Genomic DNA, 15425 nt, shown 5'->3' on the forward strand with positions numbered 1-15425 from the left:
ACCGCGCCTCCCGTCCGCGAACTGGTCGCGACCCGACCCGACGCGTCAGTCGGCGAGCGCGGCGATCGCGTGCGCCCAGAGGAAGTGCTTGTTCCTGCCCAGGTCGCCGATCGTCGTGATGTTGAACGCCGCCTTCAGGTGCTCGGCGTCACTGTCGCTGACGCCCTGCAGCGAGGCGACGGGGAGCGCCGCCAACTCGTCGAGCGGCGTGTTCTCGTGGGCCTTGTCGAGCTTGTCCTTGATTCCACTCATGACCATCTCCGTCGTTGGACCGGCAGCACCGGACGATGCCGCTCGGATCGGAACGTAGGCTCCTGAGCGTCGCGTCGTCAAGGACGACTTCGAGGCGGTCTGACGGGCGTCAGCACGACGGTCGGATCCAGTCCGTCAGCGGCGTGAACCTCGCCCGTGGCAGCGTCTCGTCCGGCGACACCGGACGGACCTGCGTCACGATCGTGACCTCGGCACCGTCCATCCGCCGCCGTGCGATCCCGTCGCGCTCGTCCACCACGAGCGTCGTGCGGAACGCCGGGTCGTGCTGGTGCTCGAAGGTCACGAGGATCGAGTGGACCCCGACGTGCTGTACGAGGACGGGCGAGAAGCTCTCGGGTCCGCGGCCCCAGCAGACCAGGCGGTCCGGCAGCGCCATCCGGACGACCCCGCCGGCCGCGGTGCTGTGCTCGAACGTGTCCTCGAAGTCGCTGTCCTCGGAGTGCAGGACGCCGTCCCGGAACGAGATCGTCGGCATGCGCTGTCGGTCCAGCGTCCAGGCCTGACGGACGTCGTCGATGTCGAGCCGGAACTGCCGATGCTCCCGCGCTGACACCTGGTGCACGCCGTCCAGGACGAACCGTCCGGGCGTGCGGAGCGCGGCGAGCTCCTCGGCGATCGCGCTGCCGTCGGACCGGCACAGGACCTCGTCGAACCGCATCGTTCCATCCTGCACGCGCTGCGGGGTCAGTACCCGCGTCGGTACAGCGACCGGAAGACGAACACCCACGCGATCAGGACGACCAGGCCGGCGATGCCGATCCACGCGCCGACCGCGCCGCCGTTGAACAGGGCCCAGAAGCACAGCATCGTCAGCGCACCGGTGGCGACGCCCAGCGGCTTCCGGTACTTCGTCGTCCAGGTCTCCAGCGCGGCTGGGTCCTGGTCCTCGGGGTCGGTCATGACGCGAGCGTAGACGCCGGCTGTCTCGACCGTCGCGGCGCCCTGCCCGATCCGCTCACGCCCGGTCGAGGCCGGCCACGTACGCGGTCAGGACCCTGTGCGCGTCGAGCGGCGCGACGTCGGCGGTGCGGTACAGCAGCAGCGCGTCGATCAGCCCGACGAAGTCGATCGCCGCGCGGTCCGGCTCGACGATGCCGAGTGCGCTGAGCAGCGCTCGAGCAGTCTCGACGAGCTGCGCGCGGACGGGGTCGGCTCCGGTGAGCGGGAGGCGGAGGTCGTGGTCGTCCCGGAGCTCCAGCAGGAGCGCGAGTCGTGCCGCCTGCGCGTCGGCGCGCTGTGCCAGGCCTTCGAGGAACCCCGTCGCGATCTGCACCACCGCGACGTCGTCGAGGTCGTCCGGCAGATGCACCGCGGCGAGGTCGGTGGCGAGCTGCTCGGTGACGCGTTCCGCGACCAGCACCGTCAGGTCACGGCGCGTGCTGGCGTAGTACGAGGTCGACCCCGGCGGCAGCCCGGCCTCGGCATCGACAGCGCGGTGCGTCAGGGCTCGCATCCCGCCACGCGCTGCGAGTCGGATGCCCGCGTCCGCCAGGTCTCCGAGCCGGGCCATGCCTTCCCCTCACTGTCCCGACGAGTGTAGTGTCCTCTACAGATGTAGAGACGTGTCGGCGGCGACGGCGTCACGAAGGGTGGGTGCGGTCATGCGGGTAGCGGTCGTGGGCGGCGGGGAGTCCGGTGCGGCCATCAGCCGGGCAGTGGCAGCGCGAGGATGCAGCGTGACGCAGCTGTCGCGGACGACGGGGTTCGACGTGCTCCACGACGATGCGATGGCCGCAGTCTCGGGCGCGGACGTGGTCGTCGAGGCTACCGGACGCTTCACCATGAGCCGGCGGTCGGCGACGCGCTTCTTCACGGCATCGACCAGCGCGATCGGCGGGGCGGCCGCGGCGACCGGAGCCCGGCACGTGCTGCTGTCGATCGTGCACTGCATGCGGCCGGAGGTGCAGGGGTACGGCTACTTCGCCGGCAAGACGGCACAGGAGGCAACCGCTCGTTCCGTCAGCCCGGACCTGACCATCGTCCGGTCGACGCAGTGGTTCGAGTTCGCTCGCCAGAACCTCCAGCGGATGCACCTCGGACCGGTGGCGCTCGTCCCGGTGATGACCATCGCACCCGTGGCACTCGACGCGGTGGCCGAGGTGATCGCCGACGTGGTCGTCGGCGACCGCACCGCGACGGAGATCGACGTCGCCGGACCGGAGACCACCACGCTGTGGTCCATGACGACAACGCTCAGGGGCCGCGGCCCTGCTCCGGTCCTCCTCCCGATCCCGGGCCGGACAGGACGCGCGTTCCGCGACGGTGCGCTGCTCCCCGCCGCCGGCACCGAGGTCGTCGGACCGCGCTTCCGCGACTGGGCCGCAGGGAACGGGTAGCGGCAAGCCCCGCCCGAGCGTCAGCCCGCGTGCGCGTCGAGCGTCGACAGCACGAGCTTCGCGATCCGCTGCTGCCCCGTGTCGTTCGGGTGGATGCCGTCCTTCGAGTAGATCCCGGCGCCGGAGTAGTTCGCCTTCGGGAAGGTGTCGTCCATGCTGACGTACGCGGCCCCGACCTTCGCGGCGGCCCGCTTCGTCGCGGCGAGGTACTCCGACCACGGGCTCGACATGTTGCTCGTCATCGAGGACGCCGGCGTGAACTCCCCGATGACGACCAAGGACGGCTTCGAGGGCAGTGCGGCGAGCGCCTCGAGGAACGCCCGGTACTGCGTGCCGAGCTCCGCGGGCGTGATGTGCTGCGCGTCGTTGCCGCCCAGCGTGACGGTGACCAGGTCCGGTGCGGCCCGGCGCATGGCCGTCAGGAACCCCGCCTGGTCCTCGGTGAAGGTCGAGATCGTCGCCCCGGAGTGCGCGGAGTCGTACAGCTGGATGCCCTTGTCCCGGTCGCCGTCGTAGATCGTGAAGCCCTGCAGCGAGAACGACCCGACCGCGGTGACGGTCACGGTGTGCTTCCCGCGCTGCAGACTGTCCACCTTCGTCACGGTGCCGGTGCTGGCCGTGCCCGTCGTCGACACCGTCCGCTGGGCACCGCCGTCGATGCTGTAGGTGAAGTCGCCCGATCCCTCGTAGCGCGTCCACCAGATGTCGATGCCGGTCCCGGTGAACGGGTACGTGCGCGACGCACCGGCCTGCATGGCGACGGACCGGTAGCCCAGGTCTGGCACCGTCTTGTCGAACTGGCTCGACCCGGAACCGTCCGTCGCCCAGTCGCCCCAGGTCGAGTCCGGCGCGTACACGGCGAACTGCGCGGGCAGGTACCCGGCGCCACCGCGGGCTCCGGACGTCGGGTGGTCCTTCCGGAGCTGGTCGAGCGTCAGGTCCATCCAGCGCGTGGACCGGGACGATGCCCCCTGGCCCTCGGTGATCGAGTCCCCGAGCGCCACCCACCGCGCGGGCGCGTCGGTCCGGTCGGCCACCGCAGCGTTCCACGCCGCGAGCGGCTCGTCCTCCGTGGTCTGCGACGAGGCGCACCCGGTCGCGAGGGTCGCGACGAGTGCGACGATCAGCCCGGCGACCATGCGTGATGCCATGCGGTCACAGTAACGGCCCTGGCCGTGTGGGCGGCTGGCCGACGGACGGGAGGCACGTGGCGGGCCCGCCACGCGCCTCCCGTCCGGTGCCCGGTCCGCTCACCCCAGCGGTTCCACGCCGTAGCTGGTGACCACCGCCCGCAGCTCGTCCAGGTACGTCTGCGCCTGCACGGTCAGCGGGACCGAGGCGTGGGAGATCCACCCGATCTCGATGCGCTCGTCGACGTCGAGCGGGATCGCGACGATCTCGGGGTCCAGGTCGTCGCTGATCAGTCCGGTCGAGATCGTGTACCCGCCCAACCCGATCATCAGGTTGAAGATCGTCGCGCGGTCGGAGACCCGGATCTCCCGCTTGCTCGACATCGTCGAGAGGATCTCCTCGGCCAGGTAGAAGGAGTTGTTCGCGCCCTGGTCGAACGTCAGCCGGGGCAGGTCGGCCAGGTCGTCGAGCGTCGCCCGCTCCCGTGTAGCCAACGGGTTCCGCCTGGCGACGAAGATGTGCGGCTGGGCGACGAAGAGCGGGGTGAACACGACGCCCGCGTCCCGCAGCAGCTTGCCGAGGACCTGCTTGTTGAAGTCGTTGCGGTACAGGACGCCGACCTCGCTGCGCAGGGTCCGGACGTCCTCGATGATGTCCCACGTCCGGGTCTCCCGCAGCGAGAACTCGTACTCGTCGGCCGCCGCGGCCCCGACCATGCGGACGAAGGCCTCCACCGCGAACGAGTAGTGCTGTGCGGACACCCCGAGCAGCCGCCGCGAGGCCTGCCCGCCGACGTACCGCTGTTCGAGCAGCGAGACCTGCTCGACGACCTGTCGTGCGTAGCCGAGGAACTCGACCCCGTCGACGGTGAGCACGACGCCCCGGGCCGAGCGGGTGAACAGCGCCCGGCCGATCCGCGCCTCCAGGTCCTTCATCGCCGCGGACAGCGTCGGCTGCGCGACGTAGAGCAGGTCGGCGGCCGCGCTGATCGAACCCTCCGTCGCGACCTCGATGAAGTAGCGGAGCTGCTGCAGGGTGATGTCGTTCGACACACGGGCCATAGGCGCAGGCTATACGACTGCATAGCGACTCGGTATTACCTGATGACTGACGCTTGCCGCGATGATCGGGACATGGCGAATGACCTGACCTTCAGCATCACGCGGACGCGGTTCGACGAGGACTACTCCCCCGCGGACAGCTCCCGGCTGACCACCAACTTCGCCAACCTGGCCCGCGGCGAGCACCGGCAGCAGAACCTGCGCAACGCCCTCGCCATGATCGACCGCCGATGCAACGACCTGGCGTCTGCTCCCGGCGCTGGTGCGTCCGCTGACCGGTTCCGGGTGGAACTCGACATCGTCTCCGTCACGGCGCACTTCGTCGACGGTGACTCCTCGGGTTCATTCCCGTTGCTCGAGATGCTCGACGTCGCGATCCTCGACCAGCACACCGGCGAGCGCCACCAGGGCATCCTCGGCAACAACTTCTCGTCCTACCTGCGCGACTACGACTTCGCCGTGCTGCTGCCGTCGCTCCCCGCGCTGCCCGCCGACTTCGGTCACCTGCACGGGCAGCTGTTCCAGCGCTTCCTGGAGTCGTCGGCCTTCCGTGCGGAGTTCGACCTCGAGCCGGTCGTCTGCATCAGCGTCTCGACCAGCCAGACCTATCGGCAGACCGGGTTCGTGCACCCCGTCCTCGGCGCCGCGTACGCGCACGAGCACTCCTCGCTCACCGACGACTACTTCGGCCGGATGGGCATGCGGGTGCGGTACTTCATGCCCCCGCGCGGGGCGGCCCCGCTGGCGTTCTACACGCGCGGCGACCTGCTCAGCGACTACTCGGACCTGCAGCTCATCGGCACGATCAGCACGATGGAGACGTTCCAGCAGATCTACCGCCCGGAGATCTACAACGCGAACACCCCCGCGCCGAGCACCTACCGGCCGAGCCTGGCGCACGAGGACTACACGGTGCCGCCCGTGTCGTACGACCGCGAGGAGCGCAGCCGCCTCGCCGTCACCCAGGGCCGGTACACCGAGGAGCACCTCGTGACGCCGCACCGTGCGCTCCTCGAGCAGTGGGCATCCCGTCCCGCCGCCGTCGCAGTCTGACCACCTTCTTGCTGTTCCAACCGTCTGGATCCTCCACGCCATGAGCACCCTCCTGCCCACCGCCATCGTCGGCAGCCTGCCGAAGCCCTCCTGGCTCGCCGAGCCCGAACAGCTCTGGTCCCCCTGGCGTCTCGACGGCGCCGCACTCGCCGAGGGCAAGCAGGACGCCCTCCGCGCCGCCGTCCACGAGCAGGAGCGCGCCGGACTCGACATCGTCAGCGACGGCGAGCAGACCCGGCAGCACTTCGTCACCACCTTCATCGAGCACCTGGACGGTATCGACCAGCAGCGCAAGGAGACCGTCCGCATCCGAGACCGCTACGACGCGGCGGTCCCCACGGTCGTCGGCGCTGTGAGCCGCCCCGCTCCGGTGTTCGTCGACGACGCTCGCTTCCTGCGCGCCCAGACCGACCGGCCGATCAAGTGGGCGCTCCCCGGCCCGATGACGATGATCGACACGCTCTCCGACCAGCACTACAAGAGCCGCGAGAAGCTGGCGTGGGAGTTCGCCACGATCCTCAACCAAGAGGCCCGCGAACTCGAGGCCGCCGGGGTCGACGTCATCCAGTTCGACGAGCCCGCGTTCACCGTCTTCCACGACGAGGTGCAGGACTGGGGCGTCGCCGCACTCGAACGCGCTGCCGAGGGCCTGCGCGCCGAGACCGTCGTGCACATCTGTTACGGCTACGGCATCGAGGCGAACAACAGGTGGAAGGAGACCCTCGGCGCGGAGTGGCGGCAGTACGAGCAGTCCTTCCCGCTGCTGCAGCAGTCGTCGATCGACACCGTGTCGCTCGAGTGCATCCACTCCCACGTGCCGCTCGAACTCGTCGAGCTGATCCGCGGGAAGAAGGTCATGCTCGGCGCGATCGACGTCGCGACCGAGACAGTGGAGACCCCGGACGAGGTCGCCGCGGTGCTGCGTCGGGCGCTCGAGTTCGTCGATGCCGACAAGCTCATCCCGAGCACCAACTGCGGGATGGCGCCGCTGGCGCGGGGGGCTGCGCTGTCGAAGCTCGGCGCGCTGGCCGCCGGTGCGGACATCGTCCGCGCCGAGCTCGCTGGCGTGACCGCCGGGGCGGTCCGGTAGCGCGGCGTCGCGTCGGCCGCATGGCTGGCTCGGTCCTGCCTGGAGGCTCTACCGACGTCCGCCCCTCAGCTCGCGCCCATCGCCTCTACAGCAGCTTCACGCGGGTGAACCATCCATGCCAGCATGCGTCCATGCGACTCTGGCCGAACCGCCCTCGACGCCAACCTGCTGATGAGGAGATCGACCCCCGGGTCCCGAAGCTCGCTGACTGGGATCGGAACGGCATCATCGGCACGATCGGATCGGGACCCGCAGCAGGGTCGACGGTGGTGGCTCATCCGCACTGGAACGAAAACGGCTTCGACTGGTACGAGCTGGAAGTACTGGATGGCCCCGAACAGATCCTCGACGAGGCTGGTCGGCTGGTGATGGACGACTGCGTCGTGGACCAGCGGGTCCCTGGCGAAGAAGGCGGACTCATCGACGCCGTCACCCGCGAGGTCGACGTCCGCTGGTGGACAGACAGGGAGCGCATCGACGCCTTCTGGGCCACGCACTGGGGCTCGACCTCGCCCACCTGACCAGCGCCCCCTCCGGTCCAGACGCGTGGGACCATCCGCCGCTGGTATTGCAGATACTCCTGATTGTGGGCATCCTGCTGTCCATGAAGAAGTGGATCCGCATTCCCGGGGTCGCCATCGGCGCAGCCGCCACGGCGTTCGGATGCCTGTACCTCAGTCCGCTCCTCGCCGGATGGGCTGGTGCAGTCACGCTGTGGCTGGCGACGACTCGTTGGGGGACGAACCCGCCGGTCGACCTCCCCGCCAACACCGAGGTCGACCCGGCCGACGTCCGGCGCTACCGCGAAGAGCACCCCGGGACATCGATCGAAGCAGCATTCCGGGCAGTCGCCGATGCGACGACAGCGCCTCCCTCCGATCGGGCGCGGTGAGACGGCATGGGTGGAGCGATGGTGTTTGCGTTGGTTCTCGAGATCGGTACCGCTGTCCTCGTGACGTGGGTGACCTGGATCGCAGCCGTTGGACGACTTTCCCGCAATCCGCTCGCCGGTGTCCGGACGTCGGTCACGATGTCCAGCGAAGCGGCTTGGCGGATCGGACACCGGGCAGCTCTGAGTCCGACGATGATCTCCGCAGCGATGACGGTTGTCTGGTGCGCGCTGAGCATCACCATCGTGCCGCTCCGCACGCCGAGCTCGGTGATCGTCGCTGCAGGCGTCCTCGTGGCTGGCGCGCTGATCTCTGTCCCGGTGGCACACCGTGCCGTGCGCCGAGCCTCACCCGAGCGCTGACTCGGTTCGAGTTCGGTCTGCCTGAGCCGCAGTCCTGGTGGCATCTGCGCACGCGGTGAGTGCTCCGGCGACGGGCACGGCCTGACACGATCGGGTCAGGCCAGGGGCGTTGACTACGCCCATGATCACCAAGAGCATGATCCACGAGGTCGAGAACGCGACCGTCCGAGATCGCAACGGCGCATCGGTCGGCAAGGTCGCGCAGGTTTTCCCCTCAGATGACGACGGCAGCGCAGCGTTCGTCAGCGTCAAGGCAGGGCTCTTCCGGGGCGAGACCACGCTCGTCCCGGTCGAGGACGCCTCGTTCGACGGCACGGACCTGCACGTCAGCTACACGAAGAGCGCGATCAAGGACGCACCCTCCTCCCCAGCCGGGAACCGCCTGTCGCCCGCCCAGGCGAACGCCGTCCGCGAGCACTTCGGGCTGTCGCCCATCGGCAGGGCGACCGGCGACATGGGTGACCCGTACGAGAACCTCGACCAGGCAGGCAGCGGTCCGGCAGGCGCAGACGACACCGAGGGCGCGGGCACGACGCCCCCGGCGTGAGCAGCACCGGCTCGACGATGTTCACGTCCTCCCTCGTGGACATCAGCTGCCGGACAGCACGGCCGCCCGAATGAGCTCTGCGAACCTGCAGTCCCGTGGCATGCTCCTGTCATGAACGAGCCGGCGCTGGCTGGTCCGTGTGCGACGCGCCGGCGGGCCACCACATAGGCAACCGGTCCGTTGCGTTGCCGGAACACCAGAGTTGAAATACCCGGTTGCGCGTGTCGCGTTTCACGTGCAAGGTGGTCCTCATCGAGCAACCGCTCGAGCTAGCAACGTCGCTAGATCAGGAGACCGCCTTGAATCTCATCACCGCCCCCAAGCGCCGCCTCGCATTCGTCGCGACTGCGGCTGTCGCATTGCTCGGCTCATCGCTCATCGCAGGACCCGCGCACGCCGCGGAACTCGGCGCCGATGAGTCGACTTTCATCTCCGCCGGAGAACTCGACTCGCTGGCTCCGAACGGCAGTGCCGCTCTGGATCCGAACGTCTTCCTCGAAGGAATCGAGCAACTCGAAGCATCCAGCGTGCCGCGACAGACGATCACCGAGGGAGGTCGCACCTACCACCGGTTCGTCGTCGCCGAAGGCGCGATCACGCTGCCCAGTGCGGATGATCTCCGTGGGGCCATCGCGGAGACGAAGGAGTCCGAGAGAGCAGACGGCACGATCACGACGTTCCTCGAAGCCCACGTTTCCGGTATCCGGACGGCAATCGGGTTCAACACCGTCGACCAGCAAGCACTCGCGGCAGGAGGTGGAGCCGCCATCGGCGCTGCGATCTGTCTGATCCCCGGCGTCGGTTGGGCAGCATGCGCGGCCATCAGCGTCGTTGTCAGCGTCGCGACGACGTACATCTTCAAGAACGGCATCTGCAGTAGTGGACGGCAGCTCTGGTGGTACGACGTCAACGGCGGTTCGACCGTAGGCTGCCGCTCATCTGCACCGTTCTGATCCCGCGCCAGGAAGGAGAATTCGCATGAACGCATGGCTGCTCTACATCCTGATCGTCATCGCTGCCCTCGCAGCACTGCTCGCGATCGCTCACGGCCTGCCCTCGGCATCGTCCTCCGTCTTCTTCATCGGCACTCCAGTGGTCGTGATCGGGGCCGGACTCGGCGCGAAGTTCGTCAAGGAGACACGGAAGAGCCGTCGCGCTCACCGGTCCTGACTTGCGCCGACCGAGGTGGATCGGGCGAGGCAGCGCTCGAACGCTCAGCGCTGCGCATTCCGGTCCGACTGGAGGCGCGGTGCCAGCTGGCACCGCGCCTCCAGTCCGCAGCCACTCCGACTCGTGGGACAGATCATGAGATGGTGACAGCGGCCGCGCGCTCGGGACCACCCTGGTCCAGAGACCGGGCCCGCCGAGCCCGGAGCAGTTCGCTACTGTCGTCCCGTGGGGTCCTCGTCCCTGCCACCGACAGCGACGAGGCGCATCCGGCGAGGGGGGCCGATGGACGACGACAGCGCATCTGCGCCGGGCAGCGACGACGTCGACGCGTTCGTGGAGTGGGTGCTGACGCTCACGAGCTGGGGTGCAGCGTGGGACCTGCTCGCAGCGAGGGCGGACGAAGGCGACTTCCGATTCCTCGGCGACGTCGTGATCGCTGCACAGGAACGGCAGCGGACGGACAACGACCTGCCCGCCTCACTCGGCAGCGTGAGCGACCATGCCCGAATGCTGCTCGCCAGCTCCCCGACCGGCGCTGCGGCGGTGGAGTACCCGCGCACCGCTGCGGCCGCATCGGACCGTCGCCTGGCACACGATGCCGGCAGCGTTGCGGGCCGTCAGCCGCTCGCGCTCGCGGTGCAGTCCTTCGCGGGGCCAGCGGACACGGAGCGAGCCCACCGGTTCCGCGAACTCCTGGCCCAGGAGCTCCTCCTCAGGAACCCCGGCGCCGACGCGGACCCGACGCTCGCGGCGTGGTTCGCCTCCGAACGCCCGTCGGATCCGCTGCAGTGGCTCCCTCCGGTCCTCGCGGACTTCGAGCGCGACGCGCTGCTCAGGGAGTACAACGGCCGCGGGAGTTCCTGGCGCATCCCGTTCGGTCCGGTCTGCAGTGTGACGAGCAACGTGGCTCCGACTGCTCGCCCGCATCGACCGCTCCCGTGGCGGCCGCAGGCGGAGGATCCGGAGCGTGCCGCTCGTCTCGTCGCGTCGTTCGAGGACTTCTGGAAGACCGAGATCCGCACGGTCTCGTTCGACGCACCCGTCGGCTCGGACGACATCCCGGACGCCCTGCTCTCGCTCGGCATGGACGCACTCGCCGGTGTCGAGTTCGGGCCGAACCTGTGGTGCAAGGAAGTCACAGCGCACGAGGTCTGGGAACAACTGTTCGGCGCGTCCGCGACCGGGGGTGCGTACGGCTCCGGCTGGGGTGGCGGCATCGGCCGCTCCGTCGCTGCGAAGGGCCTCGCTGCGCTGATGGGCCTCGGCGCGGACGTGCCGTTCGCTGCGATCGAGGGCTCCGTCGCTCAGTTCCGGTGGTTCCGGTTCGACGCGCAGTCCGACTGGTACGAGCAGGTCGCATGGGACTCCGGCGTCGCCTGTCTCACGAGTGACCGTCGACACCTGGCCGTCGTCGCGGCGTCCGACACCGACTGACCGAGTCTCCGGTTCCAGCGAGGCTCACACCCTGTTGGCCGCTGCCCTCGCGGCGTACCCCCACGCGACGAGCGCCCCGACGACCAGCACCGCCGAGAAGATCGCGATCGCGCCGTTCACCCCGAGCAGCGTGCCGACCACACCGAGCGTCACGCCACCACCGGTTCGCAACCCCGACGCGAACATCCCGAACACGCCCAGGGTCCGCCCGCGCTCACCCGCCGGCGCCTCGAGCTGCACCAGGCTCTGCGCGATCGACATCGAGGCGATCTCCCCCATGCCCGCGATGACGAGTACCACGAGGGCGACCACGACACTCGAGGTCAGCGAGAACGCCAGGACCGCGCCGCCGAACACCACGGTCGCCAGGACGGCGGCGCGCAGCGACGGCTTCAACAGTCCGGTCGCTTCGAGCAGGAACCCGCCGACCACTCCCCCGAGGCCCATCGCGAACAACAGCGCACCGTACGTCGCATCCGCGCCGGAACGCCCCGCCAGCCCGTTCGCGAACTCCGGCATCGCCGAGGGCAGCGCGTTGCCGACCGTGATCGCGACCAATCCGCCGATCACGATCATCGCGACGATGACGTGGTTCGACCCGATGCTGCGCAGCACGCGCACGACCTCGCAGAGCGTCATCCGCGGAGGCGTGTCCAGATCAGCAGCATCCCGCACGTGGCCGGTGAAGCGCGTCCGCCCCATCTGGATCATCATCGGCAGGTAGAGCAGCACGTTGACGAAGATGCCGACCGTCGGTCCGAGCTGCAGCAGGAGCACCGATCCGACGACCGGACCCAGCAGGATCCCGAGGCTCTGGAACGTCGAGTTCATCCGCACCGCGCTGGGCAGGTCGCGCTTCTCGACGAAGTCGTGGAGGAGCATCTGCTCCGCCGGAGCCCACAGCGCACCTGCAGCACCGTGGCCGAGTAGCAGGACGCACGCCCAGCCCACGCTGAGCGAATCGGTCAGGAAGAGCACACCCCACCCGATCGAGACCAGCATGAACAACGCCTGCGCGACCTGGATGATCCGCCGGCAGTCGTACTTCTCCGCGAGAGAGCCGGACCACACCGAGAGCAGCAGGAACGGCAACCAGTGACTGATCACCTGGAACCCGACCAGTGTCGGCGAGTGGAACGTCTGCCAGAGGACCCAGTAGCTGATCACGTGCTCGGTGTTGTCCGCCATCATCGACAGCCCCGACGTGAACAGGTACGGCCGAGAGCTCCGGTTCCGGAGCGCCGCGAATCGTCGCGGCGCCGCCGTCCGCACGTCGGGAACGGGCGGCTCGAACTCAGTCATGTCGTGCACTCCGATGGAGGTCTGTACCCACGCTCCCGAGTATCGCGCCTCTCGGCGCCCTCCTCAGGACGCCAGTCGCCTCGGCTCCTTTCCCGGCTTTCCACCCAGCCTGGAGGCCCGGCTCAGTCCTCACGATCAGGTCGCGTTGCAGGGCAGACGACCAGAGCGTCCGCCCGGTCCCGCGCATCGTCCTGCAGCAATGACTCCTGAAGCGCACGGGCGGCCAGCTCATTCGTCCCGGCGTCAGTGCTCGCGAAACGTCGACGCCGCCGTCCGTTCGCGTTGATGAGTTCGACGACGAACGGCGATCCGACTTCCGCTGCGAGCCGCATCGCTGCCTCCTCGCCGAGGAGGACCCGCTCGGGATGCCGCGCGTACTTGTCCAGCAGGGTCTGGAGACCGGCCGTCAGCTGCATCTCGTCCCAGGCAGGCTGATCGTCCGCGAAGGCATCGACGCGGATCACGTACCCGTCCTCGCGCTCCTGCTCCATGAGTCGAGCTTGCCATCACGAGTGACGGAGGAGGGAACCGACTCTGCGCCTTGACATCTGATGTTCTGCTGGACCAGAGTGAGTACGGGGGTTCGACGCATTGGTTCGCAGCGTGTCGAAGAACGAAGGGGGCCACGTTGGGGGATCTGACGGTCGAGGTCACCGTGATGCACTCCGTGTCTGCGAAGGCGAAGCGAGCATCGGCGGAGTTCGGCTCGGAGCCCGCGCTGTCGGGGGCCCATTCCGGCTGTCTCGGATCTGACGTCGCGGCATCCGCATTCGTCTCCTCGGCGCGGGCCCAAGATGCAATGATCCGCTCGCTGGGGCAGGACGCGGACACCTTGGGTGGCTTCGTGGAGGAAGCCGCAGCGACCCTGCTGCAAGCAGACGAGGGACTGGCGGTGAAGGTCCAGTGACTGCTGACCCGTTGGCCGGCGACCCGGACGGCATCCGCCGTCTCGCACGCCTGCACGAGCAGCATGCAGACGCGGTCAGATCCGGCGCGCGGCACGTGCTGGAAGCGGCAGAGGCTGCGCAATCGGGTTGGGCTGGAGCAGCGCAGGAGCGGTTCGTGGCGGTCGCCGCGACGGTGCCGGCAAGCGCACAGCGTGTCGCGGCTCGGCTGGAGGAGGCCGCATCCGCGTTGCGAACGTACGCGCGTGAGGTGCAGGAGATCCAGGACGAAGCCCAACGGGTGCAGACCGCGCAGCAGAACGCTGCCGACGACGTCGAGGCGAACGCGCGCGCGATCCGGAGCGCGACGGCCACTGTGCAGAGCTCGGACGCGGTGGAGTCCGACACCGTTCGGCTGCATCAGCTGCAGAACGGCGCGGCGGGGCTCGCAGGTCTGCAAGGACGTCTCTCGATGCAGTGGGAGGAGCTCGCCGCACGTCGCGCGGCGGCCGACCGACGGGTTGCGTCCGCGTTGGAAGCGTCTGACGTGATCGGGAAGCTCCAGTCCGCGGCGGTCCTCGCCAAGATGAGTGACGGGCAGTTCCTCACATGGTTGGGCACGCTCGACAAGGAGACGATCGCCGCGCTGCACGACGATCCGGAGATCGCCTCGCGATTGAGCAAGATGAACCCCGAGGACGTGGCGTCGTGGTGGCACGCGTTGTCCGGACCAGGAGGCGCACACTCGACATCCCAGGATGCGTTCGTCGCTGCCATCCCCGCCGTGATCGGCAATCTGAACGGTGTGGCGTACTGGGCCAGGGCGCGAGCCAACGCAACGGTGCTCGAAGACAAGCTCGCTGAAGCCGACCGCCAGACGAGCTTCTGGGAGCAGCAGCGTGATTCCGCCTCGAGCCCTGCTGCCGCCGCCGCCGCCCGGGCGCAACTCGCGATCTGGGAGCGCCAGCGGGACGGCTACCAGAACATCCAAGACACGTTGGACACGAAGCCGGTTTCGCTGATCTCGCTCGTTGATGACCGGCCACCGTTGGCCCAGATCGTCTCGGGTGACATGGACACCGCGTCGCACGTGACGTACGTCGTACCGGGTATGAACACCGCCACGTACCAGGACGGGACCGTCCAGAACTACGCAGCGATCGCCGCCGGTCTGCGATCCGAACAAGCGCTGCTCGGGAAGACGGCGCCGTCGAGCGTCGCGGTGGTTGCTTGGATTGGGTATCACGGGCCGATGGCGGACGACCTCTCGTTCGCGTCCGTCGTGGCGAACGGGCGGGCACGCACCGGCGCTGATGCGCTCGTCGCTGACCTCAACGGCTTCGATGCGGTCCGGGCGGCATCGGGCCACGACGCGGACCTCTCGCTCGTCGCGCACTCGTACGGCACCAACGTCGCAACGATCGCGCTCACGAAGACCCACGCCGATCACGTCGTGGTCCTCGGTTCCGCCGGGGTCACCGATGCTGCTCCGAACGCCGCGGCGTTGCAGGTCCCGCAGGGGGAAGTGTTCGCGAGCCAGGGAGCGAAGGACGGATGGGCGATCACCGGTCAGAACCTCTCCGGCCGGCAAGACCCGACGGACCCGTCCTGGGGTGCTCACGACTTCAGCTCAGAAACCCAAGGGTCGGGTGCTGATGCGCTGCACGGCATCACTCATCACGGCCCCTACGACGGGAAGAACGACGAGGATCGGTACTCGTACTTCGACAACGGCACAACCTCTCAGTACAACACCGCGAGGGCCACGATGGGCCTCGGGGATCGGATTCCCGAGCAGGGCGCTCCATTCGACCGGATGCAACAGCAAACAAGGGACAATTGGCTCATGTTCGACTGGCAGACAGGGCTTTCCGGTGACCCGACGCTCTGAA

20 protein-coding genes are annotated in these 15425 nt (G+C 68.7%); 12 read left to right on the forward strand and 8 right to left on the reverse strand.

Annotated elements, in window-relative coordinates; translation table 11 throughout:
* Positions 1-45: 45 nt before the first annotated feature.
* The 4 genes from BIU90_RS05015 to BIU90_RS05030 form a co-directional block, all read right to left on the reverse strand.
* Positions 46-252 carry a hypothetical protein gene (locus BIU90_RS05015; protein WP_071299191.1) on the reverse strand — a complete coding sequence of 69 codons (207 nt, stop codon included), beginning with the start codon at positions 250-252 and terminating at the stop codon, positions 46-48.
* Between the two features lie 109 nt (positions 253-361).
* Positions 362-931 (reverse strand): hypothetical protein, encoded by a 570-nt coding sequence (locus tag BIU90_RS05020; protein ID WP_071299143.1) that lies wholly within the window; start codon positions 929-931, stop codon positions 362-364.
* 26 nt (positions 932-957) lie between these two features.
* On the reverse strand, positions 958-1173 hold the full coding sequence (locus tag BIU90_RS05025) for a hypothetical protein (protein ID WP_071299144.1): 216 nt from the start codon (positions 1171-1173) through the stop codon (positions 958-960).
* Positions 1174-1228: 55 nt separating this feature from the next.
* Positions 1229-1783, reverse strand: a complete 555-nt coding sequence (locus BIU90_RS05030; protein WP_071299145.1) for a TetR/AcrR family transcriptional regulator — start codon at positions 1781-1783, stop codon at positions 1229-1231.
* Positions 1784-1949: 166 nt separating this feature from the next.
* Between BIU90_RS05030 and BIU90_RS05035 the strand changes: the two genes are divergently transcribed.
* On the forward strand, positions 1950-2609 hold the full coding sequence (locus tag BIU90_RS05035; RefSeq protein ID WP_217640898.1) for a hypothetical protein: 660 nt from the start codon (positions 1950-1952) through the stop codon (positions 2607-2609).
* 20 nt (positions 2610-2629) lie between these two features.
* Here BIU90_RS05035 and BIU90_RS05040 read toward each other — a convergent pair whose 3' ends face one another.
* Both BIU90_RS05040 and BIU90_RS05045 read right to left on the reverse strand, forming a co-directional pair.
* Positions 2630-3760 carry a GDSL-type esterase/lipase family protein gene (locus BIU90_RS05040; protein WP_083403713.1) on the reverse strand — a complete coding sequence of 377 codons (1131 nt, stop codon included), beginning with the start codon at positions 3758-3760 and terminating at the stop codon, positions 2630-2632.
* 99 nt (positions 3761-3859) lie between these two features.
* Complete coding sequence (locus BIU90_RS05045; protein WP_071299147.1) at positions 3860-4801, reverse strand: LysR family transcriptional regulator; 942 nt, start codon at positions 4799-4801, stop codon at positions 3860-3862.
* A 72-nt stretch (positions 4802-4873) separates the two neighbouring features.
* On the opposite strand from BIU90_RS05045, the gene BIU90_RS05050 reads away from it, so the two are divergent.
* The 9 genes from BIU90_RS05050 to BIU90_RS05085 all read left to right on the forward strand — a co-directional run bounded on the left by BIU90_RS05050 (position 4874) and on the right by BIU90_RS05085 (position 11347).
* Positions 4874-5854, forward strand: coding sequence for a putative oxygenase MesX (locus BIU90_RS05050; protein WP_071299148.1), 981 nt, complete (start codon positions 4874-4876; stop codon positions 5852-5854).
* Positions 5855-5894: 40 nt separating this feature from the next.
* Positions 5895-6944, forward strand: a complete 1050-nt coding sequence (locus BIU90_RS05055; RefSeq protein WP_071299149.1) for a methionine synthase — start codon at positions 5895-5897, stop codon at positions 6942-6944.
* A gap of 131 nt (positions 6945-7075) precedes the next feature.
* Positions 7076-7465 (forward strand): hypothetical protein, encoded by a 390-nt coding sequence (locus BIU90_RS18200; RefSeq protein WP_139195115.1) that lies wholly within the window; start codon positions 7076-7078, stop codon positions 7463-7465.
* Between the two features lie 83 nt (positions 7466-7548).
* Positions 7549-7836 (forward strand): hypothetical protein, encoded by a 288-nt coding sequence (locus BIU90_RS05065; RefSeq protein WP_139195116.1) that lies wholly within the window; start codon positions 7549-7551, stop codon positions 7834-7836.
* Between the two features lie 18 nt (positions 7837-7854).
* Positions 7855-8196, forward strand: coding sequence for an SdpI family protein (locus BIU90_RS17835; RefSeq protein WP_175470139.1), 342 nt, complete (start codon positions 7855-7857; stop codon positions 8194-8196).
* A 121-nt stretch (positions 8197-8317) separates the two neighbouring features.
* Positions 8318-8743, forward strand: coding sequence for a PRC-barrel domain-containing protein (locus BIU90_RS05070; RefSeq protein WP_071299152.1), 426 nt, complete (start codon positions 8318-8320; stop codon positions 8741-8743).
* A gap of 299 nt (positions 8744-9042) precedes the next feature.
* On the forward strand, positions 9043-9696 hold the full coding sequence (locus BIU90_RS05075; protein WP_071299153.1) for a hypothetical protein: 654 nt from the start codon (positions 9043-9045) through the stop codon (positions 9694-9696).
* 25 nt (positions 9697-9721) lie between these two features.
* The gene (locus tag BIU90_RS05080) at positions 9722-9913 is read left to right on the forward strand and encodes a hypothetical protein (protein WP_071299154.1); all 192 of its coding nucleotides are present in this window, start codon (positions 9722-9724) and stop codon (positions 9911-9913) included.
* Between the two features lie 282 nt (positions 9914-10195).
* Positions 10196-11347 carry a DUF6183 family protein gene (locus BIU90_RS05085; RefSeq protein ID WP_071299155.1) on the forward strand — a complete coding sequence of 384 codons (1152 nt, stop codon included), beginning with the start codon at positions 10196-10198 and terminating at the stop codon, positions 11345-11347.
* A 24-nt stretch (positions 11348-11371) separates the two neighbouring features.
* On the opposite strand, the gene BIU90_RS05090 is transcribed toward BIU90_RS05085, so the two are convergent.
* Positions 11372-12649, reverse strand: a complete 1278-nt coding sequence (locus BIU90_RS05090; RefSeq protein ID WP_071299156.1) for an MFS transporter — start codon at positions 12647-12649, stop codon at positions 11372-11374.
* A gap of 122 nt (positions 12650-12771) precedes the next feature.
* A complete protein-coding gene (locus BIU90_RS05095) occupies positions 12772-13140 on the reverse strand; it encodes a hypothetical protein (RefSeq protein ID WP_071299157.1) in 369 nt (122 codons plus the stop codon).
* A gap of 137 nt (positions 13141-13277) precedes the next feature.
* On the opposite strand from BIU90_RS05095, the gene BIU90_RS05100 reads away from it, so the two are divergent.
* On the forward strand, positions 13278-13556 hold the full coding sequence (locus BIU90_RS05100; protein WP_071299158.1) for a hypothetical protein: 279 nt from the start codon (positions 13278-13280) through the stop codon (positions 13554-13556).
* The gene (locus tag BIU90_RS05105) at positions 13553-15424 is read left to right on the forward strand and encodes an alpha/beta hydrolase (RefSeq protein WP_071299159.1); all 1872 of its coding nucleotides are present in this window, start codon (positions 13553-13555) and stop codon (positions 15422-15424) included. Before BIU90_RS05100 ends, BIU90_RS05105 begins: the two co-directional genes overlap by 4 nt.
* Position 15425: the final 1 nt, after the last annotated feature.

The organism is Curtobacterium sp. MCBA15_001, assembly GCF_001864835.1.
Taxonomy (GTDB): Bacteria; Actinomycetota; Actinomycetes; order Actinomycetales; family Microbacteriaceae; genus Curtobacterium.

Coding starts and splice junctions, on each gene's coding strand:
- BIU90_RS05080 (WP_071299154.1), top strand. CDS start 9,722: ATGAACGCATGGCTGCTCTACATCCTGATCGTCATCGCTGCCCTCGCA.
- BIU90_RS05025 (WP_071299144.1), bottom strand. CDS start 1,173: ATGACCGACCCCGAGGACCAGGACCCAGCCGCGCTGGAGACCTGGACG.
- BIU90_RS05065 (WP_139195116.1), top strand. CDS start 7,549: ATGAAGAAGTGGATCCGCATTCCCGGGGTCGCCATCGGCGCAGCCGCC.
- BIU90_RS05070 (WP_071299152.1), top strand. CDS start 8,318: ATGATCACCAAGAGCATGATCCACGAGGTCGAGAACGCGACCGTCCGA.
- BIU90_RS05095 (WP_071299157.1), bottom strand. CDS start 13,140: ATGGAGCAGGAGCGCGAGGACGGGTACGTGATCCGCGTCGATGCCTTC.
- BIU90_RS05050 (WP_071299148.1), top strand. CDS start 4,874: ATGGCGAATGACCTGACCTTCAGCATCACGCGGACGCGGTTCGACGAG.
- BIU90_RS05015 (WP_071299191.1), bottom strand. CDS start 252: ATGAGTGGAATCAAGGACAAGCTCGACAAGGCCCACGAGAACACGCCG.
- BIU90_RS18200 (WP_139195115.1), top strand. CDS start 7,076: ATGCGACTCTGGCCGAACCGCCCTCGACGCCAACCTGCTGATGAGGAG.
- BIU90_RS05020 (WP_071299143.1), bottom strand. CDS start 931: ATGCGGTTCGACGAGGTCCTGTGCCGGTCCGACGGCAGCGCGATCGCC.
- BIU90_RS17835 (WP_175470139.1), top strand. CDS start 7,855: ATGGTGTTTGCGTTGGTTCTCGAGATCGGTACCGCTGTCCTCGTGACG.
- BIU90_RS05055 (WP_071299149.1), top strand. CDS start 5,895: ATGAGCACCCTCCTGCCCACCGCCATCGTCGGCAGCCTGCCGAAGCCC.
- BIU90_RS05045 (WP_071299147.1), bottom strand. CDS start 4,801: ATGGCCCGTGTGTCGAACGACATCACCCTGCAGCAGCTCCGCTACTTC.
- BIU90_RS05030 (WP_071299145.1), bottom strand. CDS start 1,783: ATGGCCCGGCTCGGAGACCTGGCGGACGCGGGCATCCGACTCGCAGCG.
- BIU90_RS05090 (WP_071299156.1), bottom strand. CDS start 12,649: ATGACTGAGTTCGAGCCGCCCGTTCCCGACGTGCGGACGGCGGCGCCG.
- BIU90_RS05040 (WP_083403713.1), bottom strand. CDS start 3,760: ATGGCATCACGCATGGTCGCCGGGCTGATCGTCGCACTCGTCGCGACC.
- BIU90_RS05085 (WP_071299155.1), top strand. CDS start 10,196: ATGGACGACGACAGCGCATCTGCGCCGGGCAGCGACGACGTCGACGCG.